Raw genomic sequence first — 18817 nt, forward strand, 5'->3', positions numbered from 1 at the left:
GCCACCGCTGGGACGCTCCGATGGCGGCGTTAGTGCACCCGCGGCACGGCAGTGATGCCCGTACGTGCGCGAGACGGCTGGTTTTCTCGGTCCGGCGCCCGCCAGGCGGTGCGCGAACCGCCACAACCCGAGCCGCGTAGGGGGACCGACAACCAGGCCCTTTCGACCGGGCTTACGAATTTCCGCGACGAATAATCGTTTCTGGAGACGCCACGCACAAGGGTTTTCGAGCGCAGGTGCTGCTTTCCATGCGTTACTCGAAATCCCTCGAAACACCCAACGCCTATTATCCTACGGGTGGTTCGAGTGGCTTCAGGTTGAATCTGGTCATTCTTGTCCGCTCTGCTGACAGCCGTCCTATCGCCCTTTTAGCTTTCTCCGCGTGAATAGTGATTCTTCGCGCCTTCTCGGGCGCCGTGGGTTCATCAGTGCCGCGGCCGCGCTCACCGCCGGGGCAGGAGCCGCCGGGCTCGGTGCCGCGCCCAGCGCTTGGGCGGCGGAGACGGTGGACGACACCAGCCGTGACCTCGCCCGCAAGCTCCTGCTGGTAGGGGAACGCGGAGAGGACCTCAAGCTCCGCTACCTGGACATCCTCATCGACCGGGGTCTGCCGAAAGCCACCAAGCGGAAGAACGTCCTGGTCGTCGGGGCTGGCGTCGCTGGCATGGTCGCCGCAGTCCTGCTCAAGGAGGCTGGGCACCGCGTCACCGTACTGGAAGCCAACGCCAACCGCGCCGGTGGCCGCATCAAGACGTTCCGGGGAGTCTTCGCCGACAAGACACTGCACGCCGAGGCGGGCGCGATGCGGCTGCCGGACTTCCATCCGCTGGTCCTCGCGCTCGCCGACAAACTCGGAGTCCGGCGGCGGTTGTTCTACAACGCGGACGTGGCACCCGGCGCCCGCGGCGCGGGAGCGACACCGCCCGTGGTCTACGACTCGTTCACCGGACATCGGTGGACCAACGGCAAGCCCACGCAATTCCATGCCCCCGGGGCCACGCAGCGCAGTCTGATCCAGGTCAACGGCGTCCGGGTGACCCGCGGCCAGTACGCGGCATCGCCGGAAGCGGTCAACCGGACGTTCGGTGCCGCCCTCGCCAGCACGACATCAGCGGCGTTGGACAAGGCGCTGGCTCCGGTGACGGTGGCGCAGAACGGCACGATCGAGGAGCGGGTGGCCGCGTGGGCGAAGGTCATCCACGACTTCGACGACTACTCCACGCACCGCTACCTCGTGGAGTACGCCGGTTGGGACCTGGCCAGGGTCCAGGCTGCGGGCACGCTGGAGAACCTGACCTCGCGGTTGCACTACTCCTTGATCCCAACGCTGTTCGACCGAGCCATCATCAACCCGGCGAACCGCTACTGGGAGTTGGAGGGCGGAACGGCGTCGTTGACCGACGCGTTGGCGGCTCGGCTCAAGGGCGACATCCGGTTCAACCACCGTATGACCAAGCTGACGCAGACAGCGGGTGGTGTGCGGATCGAGACCACGGCGGAGTCCGGCACGGAGGAGTCCTGCGACGGCGCCCCGCAGGCACCACGGCACACCTTCGAAGCCGACTACGCCATCGTGACCGCACCGTTCTCGGCCGTGCGTTTCTGCGCGTTCGAACCCGCTCTGTCGTATCCGAAGCGGCGAGCCATCACGGAGCTGCACTACGACTCGGCGACGAAGGTGCTGCTGGAGTTCAAGAACCGGTTCTGGGAGCAGGGAAGTCAAGGCTTCACCGGTGGTGGCTGTGTCTCCGACAGCCCCAACAGGTTCACGTACTTCCCGTCCGTGGTGGAAGGGGCAAGGGGCGGCGTGGTACTCGCCTCCTACACATGGTCGGACGACGCCATGCGATGGGACTCGCTCACCGACGGGGAACGGTACGCCTTCGCGCTGGACAACCTCGCTGCGATGTTCGGCGACCGGGTGCGCGATGAGTTCACCGGCGTGGGCGCCACCCAGTCCTGGGCGCGGGCACGCTACGCGCTGGGGGAGGCGGTCATCTTCACGCCGGGCCAGTTGCACGAGCACCACGCACATACCCGTACCGTCGAAGGCCGGGTGCACTTCGCTGGCGAACACACCAGTTTGAAACCCGCGTGGATCGAAGGCTCGCTGGAAAGCGCGGTGCGCGCCAGCATCGAAGTACACGAACGCTGAGCCACGAGTGCGCCGCGTTTCAGGGCGCTTCTCCTGGATCACCGGGCGGGGCACGGGAAGCCGCCTGCGACGAGGAGTCCGGCCGGTGGGCGACGGCGGGCTCCTCGTAGCGGGTGATCAGGCCGCGCCACTGCCGGGACTCCGCCAGCAGTGGGCGTGGGCTGTCCACTTCGCCGTCGCGTACAGCTGCGATGCGGGTGCGGCGGCCGCCTCGGTGACCGCGGTGAGGGGACTCCCTGACCGCAGGCTGGTGGAAGTCCCGCATGGCGCCGGATCATTGCTGGGCCGGGCAGCGCCACAACAGGCCGTGGCTGTCCGGGGAGCAGATGATGCGGAGGTGCGTGGATGGACCTGGAACTGCGACACTTGCGGGCGTTGTGCGCGATCGCCGACGCCGGCAGTCTGGGTCGGGCCGCACGGGTCCTGGGGTACTCACAGCAGGCGATGAGCGCCCAACTCGGCCGGATCGAGCGTTACTTCGGCGAGCCGCTCTTCGAACGCAACGCGTGGGGAGTGGAGCCCACCCGGTGCGGCGCTGAGGTGCTGGCCCAGGCGCGCGATGTACTCAGCCGCGCTGATGCGATCCGGCACCGAACCACTGATCGCACGACGGGACCGTGCCGGGTGCTGCGTCTGGCCGCGACCAACTCGCCGGTGCTCTCCGGCATGGTCGTCCGCATACGCAGTCGTCTGCCGGATCTGGCACTGTCCATCAGCAGCGTCTATGCCTCCTCGGAGATGGTGGAGCTGTTGGAGAAGGGCGAGTTGGACGCCGCGATCGGTGTGGACTACCCCGGCCGGGAGCTGCGGCACTCCGATGCCGTGGCGCACCGCGGGATCGTCATCGAGCCGTCGTTCGTCGCCGTACCGGCTCACCACCGGGTGCGGCACCGTATGGAGGTGGCGCTCGCCGAACTGGCCGACGACGCCTGGTTCCTGACCCCCGACGACGGGGCGGGCTGGCCGGGAGTGTTCTACGAGGCCTGTCGGTCTGCCGGGTTCACTCCCGCCGCGACCCACCAGTTCATCGGTGACCAGCAGCAGTTCCAGAACATGATCGCGGGCGGGGTGGGAGTCTCCATCGTGCAGGCGACGATGCGGCCCATCTCCGGAGTGCTCGTCAAACCACTGACCGGCACGCCGCTGTGGTGCCGCTATCTGCTCGCCTGGCGGCGCGAGGACCTGGCCGAGGAAGTCGTGGAGACACTCTTCCGCTCCGCCACCGAGTCCTACCGCGATCTCATCGCGCAGTCGACGCACTTCCGGGCATGGATGTCACAGACCTACGGGGCGGTCGGCTCGTAGCAGCGGGGGTACGCGCTGCCCTGGTCGGGGAACGGGCCACGGCGGGCCGGATGTTGTGGGTGGACCGCCACATGTGCTGTCCCTCGGCCCATGGTTGCTGCGGCAGACCGGTGGGAGAGTCTGTCAGGTACCTGATCGGTTCTCGTGGGTACGCGTGAATTCACGAGGAGTAGCGATGCGATCCCCCCTGATGCGATCCCCCCTGATGCGATCCCCCCTGATGCGATCCCCCCTGTGCAGATCCCTGTCCATCGGCCTGGCGGCGCTCGCCACGGTCGTCGCCATGGTGGCCACCCCGGCTCTCGCGGCGCCCGGTACGAAGGTCGCCGTCACCGCCCGGAACACCGTGCGACCACTGCCGCCCACCGGCGCGAGCGCCGTCGCCCCGGACCAGGACGATGTGCAAGCCGTGCCCCTCGCCGCCGACCAACTCCGTCCGCACAGCACGATGACGCGGGCCGTGCCGCACGCCGCCGCGGCATCCTGTACTCCGGCTGACTTCGGCAGCCGCAGTGGGGCGGCGCTGGTGGCGTTCGTCAAGGCATCGACCGTTGACTGCGTCAACTCCCTGTTCGGCATCACCGGCAGCGACGCGCACAACGCCTTCCGCGAGGCGCAGATGGCCACCGTGGCCAACGCGTTCAAGAGCGCCTCGGCCGCGTACCCCGGCAACGACACGACCAGCGTGCAGCAACTGGTCCTCTTCCTGCGCGCTGGCTACTACGTCCAGTACTACGACTCCCGCGATGTCGGCAGCTACGGCCGCACGCTGGCAACCGCCGTAGAGGGCGCCCTGGACAAGTTCGTGGCCAGTCGGCACTTCACGGACGTGAGCGAGGCGAACGGCGCCGTCGTCGGCGAGGCGATCATCCTGACCGACAGCGCCAACGAGCAGGCGCGGTACCTCAGCACCTACAAGCGGGTACTGAACGGCTACCGCAGTTCGTACAACAAGTTCTCCGCCATGGTGAACGCGGTCAACGACGTCTACACGCCGCTGTTCCGCGGGCACCAGAACCCCGCCTTCGTCAAGGCGGTGACGCGCGATCCCAGCATCATCACCACCCTCGACGCCTTCGCGCTGAAGCACCTCAGCCTGCTGGGCACCGCCAACTCCGTGCTGACCTCGAACGCGGGCGCCGAGATGGGGCGCTTCGTACAACACACCGCCCTGCAGGCCAAAGTGCGTCCGCTGATGGCGAAGTTGCTCAAGGCATCGAAGATCACCGGACGCACCGCCCCGCTATGGGTCGGCGTGGCCGAGATGGCCGACTCCTACGACAAGGCGCACTGCACCTACTACAACACCTGCAACCTGACCGCCAAGCTCACCGCCGCCGCGCTGCCGACCACCCATGCCTGTGACGCGACCCGCACCATCCGGGCGCAGGCGCTGACCGCCGCGGACCTCGCCGCCACCTGCGCCAGCCTGCAGAAACAGGACGGGTACTTCCACAGCCTCGTCAAGGACAACGGCCCGGTCCCCGGCCAGTACGAGGGGTCCATCCAGGTCGTCGTCTTCGCGAGCAGAACCGACTACCAGACCTACGCCGGGCCGATATTCGGCGTCGACACCAACAACGGCGGCATCACCCTGACCGGCGACCCGACCAGCCCCGCCAACCAGGTCCGCTCCCTCACGTACCAGAAGAGCACCGACGACGGCTTCGTGGCGCGGATATGGAACCTGAACCACGAGTACACGCACTACCTCGACGGTCGCTACGACATGAAGGGCGACTTCAGCCAGGAGATCACCGTCCCGGACGTCTGGTGGATCGAGGGCCTGGCCGAGTTCGTCTCCTACAGCTACCGCGGTGTCACCGACACCGAGGCGGTGGCCGAAGCGGCCAAGCACACCTACGCGTTGAGCACGCTGTGGCAGAACACCTACGACAACAGTGACGTGACCCGTACCTATCCCTGGGGCTACCTGGCGGTGCGGTACATGTTCGACAAGCACCCGGACGACATCCAGAAGATGCTCGCCAGGTTCCGCGTCGGCGACTACACGGGCGGCTACGCCGTCTACAACTCCGGCATCGGCAACCGCTACGACGCCGACTTCAACACCTGGCTGGACGCCTGCGCGGCGGGTGGCTGCGCCGCACACCAGGGCAAGAGCGGTGCCGCCTCCCGGCACTGAGGTTTCCGGTACGACCCGGGGCTCCTGGACGGCCGACCCGTCCAGGAGCCCCGCGTGTGTGGAACGGCGGAAACTTTTTCGGCGGACGTGTCGAATCGGCGTGCCGTCGTTCGACGTGTATATGACGGGCTGGTCGTCGGGTCCGGGACCAACCGGACCGCAGCCCGAGATGACACAGAACACAGGGAGCAGCGATGAGGTTCTTGATGATGCACCGACTTGACGAGAGTGCCCCGGAGGCGTGGAACCCCAGCCAGGAGTTCATCGAGAAGATGGGCGCGTTCATCCAGGACTGGACCGACAAAGGCATCCTGATCACGGCCGAAGGCGTCCACCCGTCGGAGAGGGGAGCACTGGTCCGCAAGACCAGGGGCGGCGCGATCCGTGCGACGGACGGGCCGTTCACGGAGGCCAAGGAAGTCATCGGCGGTTTCGCGCTGATCAATGCCGAGGACCGGGCACAGGCCGTGGAGTACGCCCGGCAGTATGCCGATCTGTTCGAGGAGATCGAGGTCGAGGTGCGGCAGGTCGTCGAGTTCGACGACCTCGCGGCCCAGGGGTGACCGGGCGTCCGATTGCGGCCGCTGGTCGCTGAAGGGTCGGTCCGCCCGTGAGGGCGGGCGGACCAGCACCCCTCATCGGCGGCCGGGTCAGGCGCCGCGCCGTTTCGGCGGTCGTGGTTCGGGCGGCGCGGGCGTGTCGGCGCCGGGCGGCCGCCAGTCGTACATCGGTGCCGCCATACGCATCAGCGGGAGCCGTCCGGCGAGGGCGAGGCCCAGGTCGCGCAGCAGCACGGCGGGACGGGACCGCACGGCGACCGCGCGGGCCACGCGCCGGGAGCGGTCGACCATGCCGGTGGCCCGGGGCAGCCGCGCGGCGGTGTAGTGGGCGAGGTCGCACGTGTGCGCGAGGACGACAGCGTCTTCGACGGCCTGGCAGGCGCCTTGGCCCTGGAACGGTGACATGGCGTGGGCGGCGTCCCCCAACAGCGCCACCCGGCCCGCGTGGTAGGACGGAAGCGGGTCGACCATCTCGTACACGTCGTTGCGCAGCACCGCCTCGGGGGAGGCGGCGGCGAACAACCCGGGCAGTGGGGCGCACCAACTACCGAAGCGGCGCAGGAGCTCCGCGCGTTCGTCACCATCCGGTGCGCTCTGCCCAGCGGGGGCGAGCGCGGCGGCGTAGAGGTAGAGGCGCCCGTCGGGCAGTGGCACCACACCGGTGAGTGCGCCGCGCCCCCAGGTCTCGCCCAACGGTACGGGCCAGTTGGGCGCGGTGACGACGGTGCGCCAAGCGGTGAAGCCGGAGTAGCGCGGGCCGGGGTGGTCGGGGAAGAGCGCCGCCCGGGTCGCGGAACGGATGCCGTCCGCGGCGACCACCAGGTCCGCCGGGCACTCATTCGCAGGTATGCGCACCCGCGCGGGCCGCTCCTTCGACCCCGGGTCGATGACGCGGGCGGGCGCCGAGGTCCGCAGCGCACCGGGCGGTAGACGGTCGGCCAGCATGCCGACCAGCACCGGGCGGGGGAGGACCACCACCGGATCACCGAATGCCCGCTCGATACGTGCCAGATCGGTACGCAGCAGCCAGCGGCCCGAAGCGCGCCGCAGCCCGCCCTCACCCTGCCGGACAGCCACCGCGCGCACCTCGTCGCCGAGACCCAGGACGTCCAAAGCGCGCAGGGCGTTCGGCGCTACGGCCAGACCAGAGCCCACCGGCTCCAGCGCCGCGGCCCGCTCGAACACCGCGACGTCCCAGCCCTGTTGATCGAGGGCGAGCGCGGCGGAAAGACCGCCGATCCCCGCACCGATCACCACCGCTTGCCGTCGTGCCGCCATGGGCACCCCCTTCACTACAGATGTAGTGAGATACTACGCCCGTAGTGCGGACGGTGCATGATCGGACGTATGAGAACGCCGCGCGCCACCTTGATCGCCGACACCGCCATCGCCCTGCTCGCCGAGCGGGGCACCCGCGGACTGACCCACCGCGCCGTGGACGAGCGGGCTGGCCTGCCCTCCGGCTCCACCTCCAACCACGCCCGCACCCGCGCCGCGCTGCTCCAGGCCGCGCTCACCCGCCTCGCGGAGCGGGAGACGACCGGATTCACCGCGCCCGCACCCGCGCCGCACCCGCGCGCGGCCCTGCGCGACACCCTCACCGAGGGCCTGTACGCGGCGCTCACCACCGGACGTTCCGTCACCCTGGCGCGTCTCGAACTCGCCCTCGAAGCCACTCGCCGCCCCGAACTACGCGCCCACTATGACTCGTTGGGGCAAACCTTCATCGACCTCGCGGCGAACCTCCTCGCGGCCACCGGCGCCGCCGACCCGCAGCGTGCGGCGCGCCGCCTCGTCGCCTGGTGCGACGGCATCCTCTTCAACGCCACCGCCGGTTCCGGCCGAGCCAATCCGCCGGACCGCACCGAACTGCGCGAGCAGGTGAGCGCGCTACTGGATGCCCTGTTGGGGCCGCGGCATTCCTGAGACGGCCGTCAGGCGGGCGTCCGCCGCGCCGGTTGTGGGGGAGCGGCAGGGCCCGGAGCCAGGTGCGTTATGCGGTGGCGTCAGGGTTTCTGCCCCTTCGGTGGGCATTCGTCGCCCATGTGTGCATCGAACGTTTTCGTACGTTGCGCACCTATGACAGAACCACAACATTTCCTTGGCAGGGTGTGAACATAACCGATCAATCGCCCGGACGCGCCAGACGCCCGGGCCCGAACGCAAAGGAACTGATGGGTATGCGTCATCTGCTGAGTGCCGCCGCTGTCGCCGGTGCCGCCGCCCTCGTGGGCGGTCTGGGCACCGGAGTCGCCAACGCGGCGGACGCCCACACGGCCGCTGCCCGCCCCGCGGCGTGCCAGCCTGGTTCACTCAGGGTGGTGCTGGACTCGGCGGGTCAGGAGCAGGTGGGGATGAGCCACGCAGGAACCTTCCTCCGCGTGACCAACACCGGCAAGACCACCTGCACCTTCAGCGGTTACCCCGGTTTGGCCCTGGAAGGCAGCGGCCACACCGCGCTGAAGACCACCGTACGGCGGGGCGCCACCTACTTCGCGCAGGATCCCGGCATACACCCCGTGACCCTCAAGCGCGGCGCCAGCGCCTGGGCCGACCTGGTGTGGACCCACACCGGAGCGCACACCGCGCACGCCAAGTACCTCCAGATCTCCCCGACCGGCAGCAACGCCCACAGCACGGTCGCCTTCAACCAGGACGTGGACAACGGCACCCTCGCCGTCACCGCCTGGAGCGCCAAGGCTCCGAGGCTCGGCTGACGGCCACTCACCGGCCCGACGAACGGATGGCCCGCCACGGATCGGCGGCGGGCCACTCGTTCGCTGCCGCGGAAGTCACCGTACGAGCGTCCGCCGGATGAACCGCCCGTTCTGGCGGAACGCCAGTCGGTGCCCGGGGCGCCCCGGGGCGAACCCACCGAACTGTGAGAGGGTGCTGAACGCCCTGTTGCGGCCGCTGACTTCCGGGTGGCCAGTGCGGAACCTGACTACCAGGTAGATCGCCGGGAGGTCGGCCGCGTGGACGGCGCTGATTGCCCTGCGCAGGCGCGACAGATATTCGATGCTGTCGTCGACGCGTTCCACGATGCTCTGCTGCACATTCATCACGAGGAGGGCGCAGTTGCCGTGCTCACAGCCGCTCCGCGATCCGGTCGAGGAACGGCAGTACGGCGAGCAGCCGTTGGCGGTCGGCGGGACTCAACTCCCGTTCGGCGGCGTCTGCCAGAAGCCGTACGGTCACTGATCGCCGATCGGCCACCACCGTGCGGGTCTGCCTGCCTGATTGTCATCCACCGCTCGACGGCCCTCGGACGGGTCCACTGCGCGGCTGACCAGGCCGCGCTGCTCCGGTGCGGCGAGCGTGGTCGACATGGCTTGCGGGGGTATCCCTTCCAGGGCGGCCAGTGATCCCGGAGAGTCCGGTCCGTCCCGGTCCAGCCGGACCAAGACGGACGCATCGGAGAGGGTCACATCTCAGTCGATGCAGAACTCGTTGCCCTCGATGTCCAGCATCGGAATGCACGAATCATGGCCGTCATACAGCGTTTGCACGTGTACGGCCCCGAGCGGAACCAGCCGTGCGCACTCGGCCTCAAGTGCGGCGAGGCGCTCTTCACCCACGAGTCCGGTGCCGACCCGCACGTCAAGATGCAGCCGGTTCTTGGCGGCCTTACCTTCAGGCACGCGCTGGAAGTACAGTCGCGGACCCACGCCTGAGGGGTCAACGCAGGCAAACCATGCGCCCTGTTGCTCAGATGGCTGCGAGCGCTTGAACTCGTCCCAGGTGGCAAACCCCTCGGGCGGCGGCGGTACGACGTACCCCAACACCTCGCACCAGAAACGAGCGAGGCGCTCAGGTTCTGCGCAGTCGAACGTGACTTGGAACTTTTTGATCGACATCACCGGACCACCGTATTGGCGCGTGCTCTTCAGCGAAACCCCATAGGAAGCCATCACCGCGCGGGGCAAGCGCCTTCGTCAGTCGTCTTCCGGAAGGGGCGCCCCCCGAAAGCCAACACCCGTCAGAAGCACCCGTCGCGCCGCCGCAGCCACCCCACCGCCTGCTTGAACAGAGCCACCCGCCCCGGTTGCCGACCCGTCGTCGATGTGGCCGTTCGGGGGAGGCCGGGGTTGGCGACGGCCCAATGGCGCACGGCTGCGTATACGAAGGACCCGTCAGTCCGTATGGGAGAGCCGTCTGCACGGCAGGCGGAGCGAAAGGGGTCCAACTATGTCTGCGCCGTCCGCGATCGATCACCACGCTAGGTCCGGTTACAGCCTTCCGGTCGCCTACTGGTTGGCCCAGGCATCGGATGCGGCGTACAAGGACGAGGCCACTATCGAGGCGCAGATGGGTGCTTGGGGCTTCGATCAGGTGCGTCACCACCACACGCGGTTCACTCCGCCGTTCCCCTTGGAAGACACGCAGGCGTTCACGGCCGCCAGCGACCACATGATCGTCACCGCGTTTCGCGGCACGGAGCCGGAGCAGATTCGCGACTGGCTTTCGGACGCGAACACTCCTCCTTGGCCCGGGCCGGGCAAGACCGGATACATCCACTACGGCTTCGGGGAAGCGCTGGAATCTGTCTTCCCGGGGCTGAAGGAGACACTGGCGGAACTGCGTACCAACGGCCAGACGGTGTGGTTCACCGGGCACAGTCTGGGTGGTGCGTTGGCGATGCTGGCCGGAGCTCGGTTGTACCTGGAGGATCCGCGGCTGCAGGCGGACGGCGTCTACACCTTCGGCCAGCCGCGCACCTGCGACCGGACCTTGGCCGCCGCCTACAACAAGGGCTTCAAGAACCGCACGTACCGCTTCGTCAACAACAACGACATCGTGCCGCAGCTCCCGCCAGAGCCCGTCTACACCCACGTCGACGCGTTGCGGTACATCGACTCCGGTGGCAAGGTGCACGAGTCCATGGGGCTGTTGGGTGGTCTGACGGACCGGGCCAAGGGCATGACCGCAGACCCGTTCGCGCCCGCGTCGGCGGGCGTCCGGGACCACTCGATCAAGCGATACATCGCGGCCATCGAGGAGAACCTTTCCTGACCAGGGCGCTCGCGCTGGTGCTACGGCTCCCCGAGCCGAGGAACAGGCAACCGACGCTTGACGGGGATCTGAACGGGGTCGTCGCGATAGACTCCACGACTCGTGCGCGCTCACCAGCAAGGGGCTGGACGATGCCGCGCAGGCCGTTCGGTGCGGTGCCCTGCACATCGTCAGCGACGGGACGCCGCCCTGGAACGGTCACCACTCGGGGACGCAGCCATTCGCAGTGGCTTCCCACCAGAGAAGTCCGTTTGACGTGGGCCTTGATAACAACTGTTCCCGGGTGACGGCCGCTTCCAGGAGTTCTTCCAGGAGTTCCACCCGTCGAAGCACCCGGAATCGCCGCGAGCGGGAGCGCGCCCAGCGCCACCGCCTGATCCTCGCCACGGCACGCGAGTTGGCCGAGGCCGAGGGCTGGGAGGCGGTCACCACCCGCCGCCTCGCCGAGCGCGTGGAGTACAGCCAGCCCGTGCTCTACAGCCACTTCAAGGGCAAGGACGCCATCGTCGCGGCCGTCGCCGAGGAGGGCTTCGCCGAGCTGGCCGAGCTGCTGCGCCATGCCCGAGCCGCCGCCCGAGGGCGCGATCCGAAGCACGGCGTGCGCGCCGTGTGCCGGGCCTACTTGCGCTTCGCCGTCGAACACCCGGCCCTCTACCAGGCGATGTTCGTAATGCCCACACAGCTGAAGTTCGCCAGCGAGGAGACACCCGCAGCGCTGCGTGCCGCCTTCGACGCCTTCGTGGAGGCGCTGCCCCAGAAGACCGTGCAACGCGAGGCACGTGCCGAACTGCTGTGGGCCGCCTTGCACGGGATCTCCGCCCTGTCGGCGACCGACCGCATCCCCGCGCACGGCGAGAAGACGCGACTGGACCTGCTCTGGCGCCGTGAGGCCGCCGTCGCCCGCACCGCCGAGGGCGACATCGGCGTCGTGCTGATGGACCTCCAGTTCGGCAGGGGCTTGAACGGTGCGGAGGCCACCGCCGCGATCACCGCCCGACCTGGCGCCCCCCGCGTTCTGATCGTCACCACCTACGACTCCGACGCCGACACCCTTCCCGCCATCGAGGCCGGTGCCATCGGCTACCTCCTCAAGGACGCCCCGCCCGAGAGCCTGGCCGCCGCCGTTCGCACCGCCGCCGCTGGACGCACCACCCTGGCCCCGGCCGTCGCCGACCGGCTCATGAACCGGCTTCGCGCTCCCGGCACCGCCCTGACCCGGCGCGAGACCGAGGTCCTCGCCCTGGTCGCCGACGGCCTCTCCAACCAAGCCATCGGCGCCCGGCTCCACCTCACCGAAGGCACCGTCAAATCACACCTGGTCCGCATTTACGCCAAACTCAGCGTCGACTCACGCACCGCCGCCGTCGCCACCGCCACCGACCTCGGCCTCATCCGCCGCTGAACAACGACCTGCGGCTCCGGGTGGCGTGGGCCCGCCCAGTCTCGGCGAGCGCCCCTACACGTCGACGCCAGCGTGCCAAACTCGCTCAGTGTGCGCCGTCTTCCAAGGACAGCGACCACGGGCGACCGGCTCGGCCCGCGTCGAGAGCCTGACCCCCGGCCCGGTGGACGGCCTTCACCAGCGCTGGAACTGCCGCGGCGCAGCCCGGTGAACACCTCGACAGACGCACGGCGTTGGGCGGAGGCCACCCGCACGACCAGAACAACGCAGGTCAGCCAACACGGTTACGAGAAGACCTCTGGGCGATGATCCTTGCCATGCACCGCGAAGCGACAATCCGCCAAGTACGGTGGACGTTGAACTACCGTCTCCTGACCGAGTGTCAGGCCGGGCCGACGCGGAAGGGCCGCATCATTTCGTTGTCCTCGTGTTCCAGGATGTGGCAGTGCCACATGTACCGGCCTGCCTGGCCGAAGTACACCTTCACCCGTGTTATCTCGTGTGGATAGGCGAGGACGGTGTCCTTGAGACCACGCTCCCCCGCATCCGGCGGCCTGCGGACGCCCACCGGGAGTGTTTGCCGGTCTATGACCTGGAACTGGACCTCGTGGATGTGAATGGGGTGAGCGTCCGCCGTCAGGTTGTGGAGCTCCCAGATCTCCGTCGACCCCGCGGCGGGGTTCTCGGTGATCGGGTCGGCCCATCCCAGTGGTATCGGTTTGCCCTGCGCGCCGAAGGTGCCGAGCATCACCTCACGCGGGCGCACGCCCGGAAGGCGGGCCGAGGCCAACTCGTTGAGACAGACCCGTCGGGTGTGCTGGGCCATGCCCAGCGGCTCGAAGCGCGGCAGGGTGAGCCGTGCGGGCGGCGTCGAGGTGTCCGCTGTGACGAGCGGCTTGACCACGAACTTCATGACCTGGCCGGTGGTCTTAGGGTTCGCCGCGGGGTAGTCGGTCCCGACCGTGCCGCCTGAGAACACGGCATCTGGCCCTTCGTTGATCAGGTACAGCTCTGTGCCGACCGGGAGGGAGGTGAAGTCGACGACGATATCGGCACGTTCGGCCGGTGCGAGCAGAAGTTGCTCGCGCTGAGTAGGGGTGGGCAGGAACCCTCCGTCGCTACCCACCTGCCACAGGGCAAGCTTTGCTGGTACCGGCCTGTGCGCCAGCGGGTCAGTGACGATCTTCAGGATCAGGGCACGTGTGTTGCAGCCGTTGAGGAAGCGGAGCCGGTACCGGCGTGGTTCCACGGACAAGACCGGCCAGGTCCTGCCGTTGGTGACCATCGTGTTGCCGAAGTGTTCGGGGTTCCAGGTCGGGGCGATGTCGCTGTCGGGAGCATAGGGTCCTTTGAACCCGTCGAAGAGTGCCCGGCTGGATGGGTAGAACAGGCCCCCGCCGGTGCGGAACGAACGGTCCTGGATGACGATCGGGATCTCGTAGTAGTGCGTGCCGGGCGGGTCGCCGAGCCTGGGCGCGGGCTCGGGCAGGATGCCTGCTTCCAGATCCGACGGCCCACCGCGCAGCAGGTAGAAACCCGACATGCCGGCGTACACGTTCAGCCGGGTCACGCCCAGGGTGTGGTCGTGAAACCACAGGGTCGATGCCCGGTTGCGGTTGGCGTAGTGGAAGACGGCCTCGCCCGGCTCCCAGGGCACACCGAACTGCGCCACGGACTTCGTCGCGAACTCGTCATAGAAGGATCCGACCCGCGCGTAACCGCGGGGAATGTCGCGCGCGTCGGGCAGGTACCACGCCTCGGCGTATCCGTCGCTCTCTTCTGTGTTCGCCCCGCCGTGCAGGTGGGTCACAATGGGCACCGGCCCCTCGTAGAGTCCGGGGGTCGAGGTGAACATCGGGCGTGAGTCACGCCGCTTCGCGCCGCCGGGTGGGTTCGCCCAGTGCAGTGTGGGATCGACGGGCAACAGGTGTCGCAAATACCTGCCGTGCGCATCGACCAGCTGATTGACCCACCTGACCTGGACTGGTTGGCCGTACCGGGCTTCGATGGTGTAGGCAGGGTAGTGGAACGTGTCCGGATGTCGGGTCGATCCGTACCCCCACACCGTTGTGGTCGGCCAGCCCAAGGGAAGTACTTGCTGCCGGAACTGCCGGACGCCGACGGTGTATACGTCCGCGCCAGCCCGGCTGTCCAGTGGCATGACCGGAGGTATCGCCAGTTCGGCAACGTACTTGTCTATCTCCGACGGGTCGAGGACTCCCGCTTCCGTGGGCACCGCCCGTGCCATTGTCTTGCCCGGGACGAGAAGGTAAGACGCTCCGCCTACCAGACCAGCGTGAAGGACATTCCGCCTGCTGATCATGGGTCTCCTCCACGCCTCGGCTCAGACCAGTGCGCAATAGCGGCACCAGTGCATCGGCGGCCAGCGGCTCATGACCCGCGACCGCCCATCAGCACAGCGGATCCGCCCAGGACAGGGGCTCGATGCCATCGAATCCGAACCTGCGTTCCGCGGCGACCGGTGTGCGCCGAACGAGTGATAGCGGTCGTCGCCGGTCATCCCAGCGACCGGCTGCCTGCGCGGAGATTTCTTCGGCGCCCACAGCCCTGGTGGCGGTGGGCGGGGAGGTAGAAGCCCAGGGCGTGCACGAGGTCCGTACCCATCGGTGCCCGCGGCCAGGGGAAGACGTGCCTTTTTCATACCTCTCGGTGGACCACGGTCGGACTCCTCGCAGACTGTCAGCCCAGGGGCCAGGTGGTTCACCGAGGATGCGGGCACGTCAGGGTGGAGGCAGGCCGGTGCGGCGACAACGCGTCTTCCCACATCAACCCCGGTTCCTGACCCGCGCGGCCACCCGGCGTCCGAATCCGTGCGGAGTACGTGCCATGAACCCGCTACCGCGCGATCGTCGAGGGGCGCGCACCGCCTACCGGGTCTGGGGACCTTTGAGAAGCATCTCCACCACGCCGGTGTGCGCCCTGCATCGCTCCAGAACCGACACCGTCCACTGGTCGATCGCCGCCTCCGCCCCTTTGCCGCCACGCGGCCACCAGCCACTTGGTACGCGGGCACGCCAATCCTGAGCGCGGCCGCGAAACGTCCGCCCGCCGAAGGCTGCGGCCCGCCGGTGGCGTACCTGTCGGAGACGGTGAGAGCGTGGTGGGGGCAGAGGCGTCAGCGAACCGTTGGGCACGAGGAGGCCCTCATGGACACGCGCAGCGTCGAGAAGTGGGCGGACGGTCCCGTCGTGGTGGGCACCGACGGCTCGGACGACGCCGCGGCGGCGGTGGCGTGGGCCGCGCAGGAGGCCGCCGTCCGGAATCAGCCGCTGCACATCGTGCACGCCACCGGCGTTGACGACTGGGGCAGTGGGCTGAACGCCGCCGACACCGCCCGGCTGGTGCTCCAGGCGCCCCGCGAGATTCTGGATGCGGCAGTGAAACTGGCCTGCGACCGAGCGCCCGATCTGCGGGTGAGCACCGAGGTCAGCGGGAAGCGCCCCTGGGCGGGCCTGCTGCATGCCGCCGATGACGCCACCACGATCGTGGTCGGCTCGCGAGGACTCGGCGGATTCGCAGCGCTGCTGCTGGGGTCGGTCGGGCTGAAAGTGGCAGGTCACGCCAGCGGACCGGTGGCCGTCATCCGAGGCACAGCGGATCGGACGGCGGGGCGGGTCGTGGTCGGGGTACGCGACGAGGCTGACCTTGACGTGGTGCGTTTCGCGGCACAGACCGCGGGGCGGTGGAAGGCTTCGCTGCACCTGGTGAGCGGGTGGACGCTCGTGCACAACCTGGAGAGCGCGGTGCCGGTGCCCGACGCGGTATGGGCGGCGGGAGCGGCGGCCGCTTCGTCAAGTGAGCGCGTCGTCGACTCCGTGCGGGCCGAGTTCCCGAACCTCGCGGTGAGCGCCGAGGCGGTGCAGCTACCGTCCCCGGCGAGAGCGTTGGTCGACGCCTCCGCCGGTGCCGCCCTTCTCGTGGTCGGCGCCCGTAACCCCGCCCATCCGCACGGCGCTCCCCTCGGCCGCGTCACGCACGCGGTCCTGCACCACGCCTACTGCCCGGTGGCCGTCCTTCCGCACGGATGAGCTGGCACTACGGCGCTCAGCAGCAGCGGCTTGGGCTACGGCGGTGACGGTCTCCCCGGTGACGCACGACTCCCGTTCGCTGACTGCCCCGTCGCAGGGCTTGCCTCCAGACGCTCGCACAGCGCTCCTACGTCGGTGCGGGCCCTCGGTCAGGGCTGTGGGCGGACGACCGCGAGGGGGCACTGGGAGAACTTCAGGAGAGCGTGGCTGACCGAGCCCAGGGCGAGGCCGTGGAAACCGCCACGGCCTCGGGAGCCGACGACCATGAGGTCCCGGGGTTCCAGCCCGGCGCCGCCGTGCCGTGGTCGGGGATCGCCAACGGAACACCGGCGCGCTTCTTGGACGCGGGAGGTCCCGCGCCGCGAGTACCGAAACGCGCCCGGCGAGCTCGGCCGCCTGGTCCCGAGGCCGTGAGACCCTACGGAGCGCGGGTTTCGGGCGCAAGATGGAACCTGAAGCGGAACCCTTCCACGAGTGCGGGCCCGCTGCCACTGCTTCGGATGCCGACCCGTCTGAGGGAGGCGACAGCCATGACGAAGCGGGCACTGCGCCGCCGCCAGCGGGCCGGTCCCTCCCTACCGCGCCGCCGTCCCCCGCCGTGGTGGCGACCCCTGCCGTGGCCGCGCACGGCCACCCCAGCCCGGCAGCCCTCCGTGCCCGCCCCGCTGACATGCCCAGGGGGTACGGACGGGACCGGCATCTCCGAAGAGATGGGCGACGTCGGCATGGCCATGCAACGGGCCGAGGACAAGACCCAGCAACTGCAGGCCCGCGCCAGCGCACTGGACGAGCTGATCGACTCCGGCGGCCTGGAGGACGCCACCCTCCCCGCAGGCCGCGATGACATCCGGGCGCAACTGGACGCCGCCACCGAAGGCCATGGCATCGAGGCGGAACTGGCCCGGATGAGGGCGCAGTTGAAGACCTCCGCGTCCCCGCCGTCCCTGGAAGCCGGGGAAAAGCCCGCGGCATCCGCGGCAGGGCCGTCACAGGAACCACCAGAAGCGGAGTCCACGTCGCGATGAGCGCCACACATACCCGTTTCCGCCCCGACCGGCAGCTGACCGTACGCATGCTGATCACCATGTTCCTGCTCGGGCTGCTGTACGTCGCCTTCGTCGCGGTGCTCGTCGCCCTGCTCAAGTCCTGGATCCTGGTCGTCGTCATCGCCGCAGGACTGCTGGCCGCCCAGTACTGGTACTCCGACAAGATCGCCCTGCTCGCCATGCACGCCCAGGAGGTGAGCGCCCAGGAACAGCCCCGCCTGCACGGTGTGGTCGACCGCCTGTGCGCCACGGCCGACATGCCCAAGCCACGGATCGCCATCTCCCATGTGGACATGCCGAACGCCTTCGCCACCGGCCGCAACGCCGACCATGCGGTGCTGTGTGTCACCACGGGCCTGCTGCGGCGCCTGGAGACCGAGGAGTTGGAAGGCGTCCTCGCCCACGAACTCTCCCACGTCGCCCACCGCGACGTGGCCGTGATCACCATCGCCTCGTTCCTCGGCGTACTCGCCGGACTGCTCGTCCGCTTCGCCTTCTACTCCGAACTCTTCGGCGGACGGCGCAACGACCAGAACACCGCGCTCCTTCTCGCCCTGATCATGACGGTCTCCGCAGTCGTGTATGCGATCAGCTTCCTGCTCATCCGGGCCCTGTCCCGCTACCGCGAACTCGCCGCCGACCGCGCCGCCGCGACCCTCACCGCCCGGCCCTCGGCACTCGCCTCCGCACTGACGAAGGTCAGCGGCGACATCGCCCGCATCCCGACGGAGGATCTGCGCACCGCCCAGCCGTTCAACGCCTTCTTCTTCACCCCCGCCCTCGGCGACGGAGCGACCCTGTACAACCTCTTCTCCACCCACCCCACCCTGGAGCGGCGCCTCGCCCAACTCGCCAAGATATCCGTCCAATTGGGAGAGCCCGCCTGATATGAGCGACCACTGTGGGTGCCGGAAAGCACATCCATGCCAGACGGTGTGTCGGTACTCATGGAGGCGTTCCGACACTCAGGTACGGGTGTCGGCTGCTCGGACGCGCCGTTTGGTTCTCAACGCGGGCGCGGGTAGCGCAGCAGCGTCTGCTGCTGGTGTGCCTCGTCGGGGCGCCGCTTGCGATCGGGAACCGTTCTACCTGCTTGCGCCCGCGCGGCATGGGGCTCGTGCTGGCTCATCGTGACCTCCCG

General features: G+C 68.8%; 17 protein-coding genes and 2 pseudogenes. 12 read left to right on the forward strand and 7 right to left on the reverse strand.

Annotated elements, in window-relative coordinates; translation table 11 throughout:
* Nucleotides 1-382 precede the first annotated feature (382 nt).
* Nucleotides 383-2155 (forward strand): flavin monoamine oxidase family protein, encoded by a 1773-nt coding sequence (locus NON19_RS11915; protein ID WP_255927152.1) that lies wholly within the window; start codon nucleotides 383-385, stop codon nucleotides 2153-2155.
* 19 nt (nucleotides 2156-2174) lie between these two features.
* On the opposite strand, the gene NON19_RS11920 is transcribed toward NON19_RS11915, so the two are convergent.
* A complete protein-coding gene (locus NON19_RS11920) occupies nucleotides 2175-2324 on the reverse strand; it encodes a hypothetical protein (RefSeq protein WP_255927154.1) in 150 nt (49 codons plus the stop codon).
* Nucleotides 2325-2500: 176 nt separating this feature from the next.
* Here NON19_RS11920 and NON19_RS11925 point away from each other — a divergent pair, with 176 nt between their 5' ends.
* The 3 genes from NON19_RS11925 (at nucleotide 2501) to NON19_RS11935 (ending at nucleotide 6169) form a co-directional block, all read left to right on the forward strand.
* Complete coding sequence (locus NON19_RS11925; protein ID WP_255927156.1) at nucleotides 2501-3460, forward strand: LysR family transcriptional regulator; 960 nt, start codon at nucleotides 2501-2503, stop codon at nucleotides 3458-3460.
* A gap of 220 nt (nucleotides 3461-3680) precedes the next feature.
* On the forward strand, nucleotides 3681-5606 hold the full coding sequence (locus NON19_RS11930; RefSeq protein ID WP_255927158.1) for a collagenase: 1926 nt from the start codon (nucleotides 3681-3683) through the stop codon (nucleotides 5604-5606).
* A gap of 194 nt (nucleotides 5607-5800) precedes the next feature.
* The gene (locus tag NON19_RS11935; RefSeq protein WP_255927160.1) at nucleotides 5801-6169 is read left to right on the forward strand and encodes a YciI family protein; all 369 of its coding nucleotides are present in this window, start codon (nucleotides 5801-5803) and stop codon (nucleotides 6167-6169) included.
* A gap of 87 nt (nucleotides 6170-6256) precedes the next feature.
* Here the strand turns inward: NON19_RS11935 and NON19_RS11940 are convergent, their stop codons facing one another.
* Complete coding sequence (locus NON19_RS11940; protein WP_255927162.1) at nucleotides 6257-7444, reverse strand: FAD-dependent monooxygenase; 1188 nt, start codon at nucleotides 7442-7444, stop codon at nucleotides 6257-6259.
* Nucleotides 7445-7513: 69 nt separating this feature from the next.
* Between NON19_RS11940 and NON19_RS11945 the strand changes: the two genes are divergently transcribed.
* The gene (locus NON19_RS11945) at nucleotides 7514-8092 is read left to right on the forward strand and encodes a TetR/AcrR family transcriptional regulator (protein WP_255927164.1); all 579 of its coding nucleotides are present in this window, start codon (nucleotides 7514-7516) and stop codon (nucleotides 8090-8092) included.
* Nucleotides 8093-8346: 254 nt separating this feature from the next.
* Nucleotides 8347-8883 carry a DUF4232 domain-containing protein gene (locus NON19_RS11950; protein ID WP_255927166.1) on the forward strand — a complete coding sequence of 179 codons (537 nt, stop codon included), beginning with the start codon at nucleotides 8347-8349 and terminating at the stop codon, nucleotides 8881-8883.
* Between the two features lie 75 nt (nucleotides 8884-8958).
* Here the strand turns inward: NON19_RS11950 and NON19_RS11955 are convergent, their stop codons facing one another.
* The 3 genes from NON19_RS11955 to NON19_RS11960 form a co-directional block, all read right to left on the reverse strand.
* Nucleotides 8959-9228 (reverse strand): hypothetical protein, encoded by a 270-nt coding sequence (locus NON19_RS11955; RefSeq protein WP_255927168.1) that lies wholly within the window; start codon nucleotides 9226-9228, stop codon nucleotides 8959-8961.
* A 132-nt stretch (nucleotides 9229-9360) separates the two neighbouring features.
* Nucleotides 9361-9594 carry a MarR family transcriptional regulator gene (locus NON19_RS33655; RefSeq protein ID WP_372514101.1) on the reverse strand — a complete coding sequence of 78 codons (234 nt, stop codon included), beginning with the start codon at nucleotides 9592-9594 and terminating at the stop codon, nucleotides 9361-9363.
* Nucleotides 9595-9597: 3 nt separating this feature from the next.
* The gene (locus NON19_RS11960; RefSeq protein ID WP_255927170.1) at nucleotides 9598-10026 is read right to left on the reverse strand and encodes a VOC family protein; all 429 of its coding nucleotides are present in this window, start codon (nucleotides 10024-10026) and stop codon (nucleotides 9598-9600) included.
* Nucleotides 10027-10354: 328 nt separating this feature from the next.
* Here NON19_RS11960 and NON19_RS11965 point away from each other — a divergent pair, with 328 nt between their 5' ends.
* The 3 genes and pseudogenes from NON19_RS11965 to NON19_RS11975 all read left to right on the forward strand — a co-directional run.
* Entirely contained in the window at nucleotides 10355-11179 is an 825-nt protein-coding gene (locus tag NON19_RS11965) for a lipase family protein (protein ID WP_255927172.1), read from the forward strand.
* A gap of 283 nt (nucleotides 11180-11462) precedes the next feature.
* Nucleotides 11463-12053, forward strand: a pseudogene (locus NON19_RS11970) (TetR/AcrR family transcriptional regulator); the annotation flags it as partial.
* Between the two features lie 12 nt (nucleotides 12054-12065).
* Nucleotides 12066-12581: pseudogene (locus NON19_RS11975) on the forward strand (LuxR C-terminal-related transcriptional regulator); the annotation flags it as partial.
* A gap of 382 nt (nucleotides 12582-12963) precedes the next feature.
* On the opposite strand, the gene NON19_RS33395 reads toward NON19_RS11975, so the two are convergent.
* Nucleotides 12964-14400 (reverse strand): multicopper oxidase family protein, encoded by a 1437-nt coding sequence (locus tag NON19_RS33395; RefSeq protein WP_255927174.1) that lies wholly within the window; start codon nucleotides 14398-14400, stop codon nucleotides 12964-12966.
* 1348 nt (nucleotides 14401-15748) lie between these two features.
* Here NON19_RS33395 and NON19_RS11985 point away from each other — a divergent pair.
* Nucleotides 15749-16630: a universal stress protein gene (locus NON19_RS11985; RefSeq protein WP_255927176.1), complete on the forward strand. Its 882-nt coding sequence runs from the start codon at nucleotides 15749-15751 to the stop codon at nucleotides 16628-16630.
* 149 nt (nucleotides 16631-16779) lie between these two features.
* Here NON19_RS11985 and NON19_RS11990 read toward each other — a convergent pair whose 3' ends face one another.
* On the reverse strand, nucleotides 16780-16896 hold the full coding sequence (locus NON19_RS11990) for a universal stress protein (protein ID WP_372514102.1): 117 nt from the start codon (nucleotides 16894-16896) through the stop codon (nucleotides 16780-16782).
* A 264-nt stretch (nucleotides 16897-17160) separates the two neighbouring features.
* On the opposite strand from NON19_RS11990, the gene NON19_RS11995 reads away from it, so the two are divergent.
* Together NON19_RS11995 and htpX are read left to right on the forward strand one after the other, a co-directional pair.
* Nucleotides 17161-17655, forward strand: coding sequence for a PspA/IM30 family protein (locus NON19_RS11995; RefSeq protein ID WP_255927178.1), 495 nt, complete (start codon nucleotides 17161-17163; stop codon nucleotides 17653-17655).
* A complete protein-coding gene (htpX, locus tag NON19_RS12000; protein ID WP_255927179.1) occupies nucleotides 17652-18563 on the forward strand; it encodes a zinc metalloprotease HtpX in 912 nt (303 codons plus the stop codon). The genes NON19_RS11995 and htpX overlap by 4 nt, the downstream gene beginning before the upstream one ends.
* Nucleotides 18564-18817: the final 254 nt, after the last annotated feature.

The sequence above is a fragment of the Streptantibioticus rubrisoli genome, from assembly GCF_024436055.1.
GTDB lineage: Bacteria > Actinomycetota > Actinomycetes > Streptomycetales > Streptomycetaceae > Streptantibioticus_A > Streptantibioticus_A rubrisoli.

Bases quoted from the DNA above. Each gene is read 5' to 3' on its own strand.
- NON19_RS11925 (WP_255927156.1), top strand. From the start codon at position 2,501: ATGGACCTGGAACTGCGACACTTGCGGGCGTTGTGCGCGATCGCCGAC.
- NON19_RS11930 (WP_255927158.1), top strand. From the start codon at position 3,681: ATGCGATCCCCCCTGTGCAGATCCCTGTCCATCGGCCTGGCGGCGCTC.
- NON19_RS11935 (WP_255927160.1), top strand. From the start codon at position 5,801: ATGAGGTTCTTGATGATGCACCGACTTGACGAGAGTGCCCCGGAGGCG.
- NON19_RS11940 (WP_255927162.1), bottom strand. From the start codon at position 7,444: ATGGCGGCACGACGGCAAGCGGTGGTGATCGGTGCGGGGATCGGCGGT.
- NON19_RS11945 (WP_255927164.1), top strand. From the start codon at position 7,514: ATGAGAACGCCGCGCGCCACCTTGATCGCCGACACCGCCATCGCCCTG.
- NON19_RS11950 (WP_255927166.1), top strand. From the start codon at position 8,347: ATGCGTCATCTGCTGAGTGCCGCCGCTGTCGCCGGTGCCGCCGCCCTC.
- NON19_RS11955 (WP_255927168.1), bottom strand. From the start codon at position 9,228: ATGAATGTGCAGCAGAGCATCGTGGAACGCGTCGACGACAGCATCGAA.
- NON19_RS11965 (WP_255927172.1), top strand. From the start codon at position 10,355: ATGTCTGCGCCGTCCGCGATCGATCACCACGCTAGGTCCGGTTACAGC.
- NON19_RS11985 (WP_255927176.1), top strand. From the start codon at position 15,749: ATGGACACGCGCAGCGTCGAGAAGTGGGCGGACGGTCCCGTCGTGGTG.
- NON19_RS11990 (WP_372514102.1), bottom strand. From the start codon at position 16,896: ATGGTCGTCGGCTCCCGAGGCCGTGGCGGTTTCCACGGCCTCGCCCTG.
- NON19_RS11995 (WP_255927178.1), top strand. From the start codon at position 17,161: ATGACGAAGCGGGCACTGCGCCGCCGCCAGCGGGCCGGTCCCTCCCTA.
- htpX (WP_255927179.1), top strand. From the start codon at position 17,652: ATGAGCGCCACACATACCCGTTTCCGCCCCGACCGGCAGCTGACCGTA.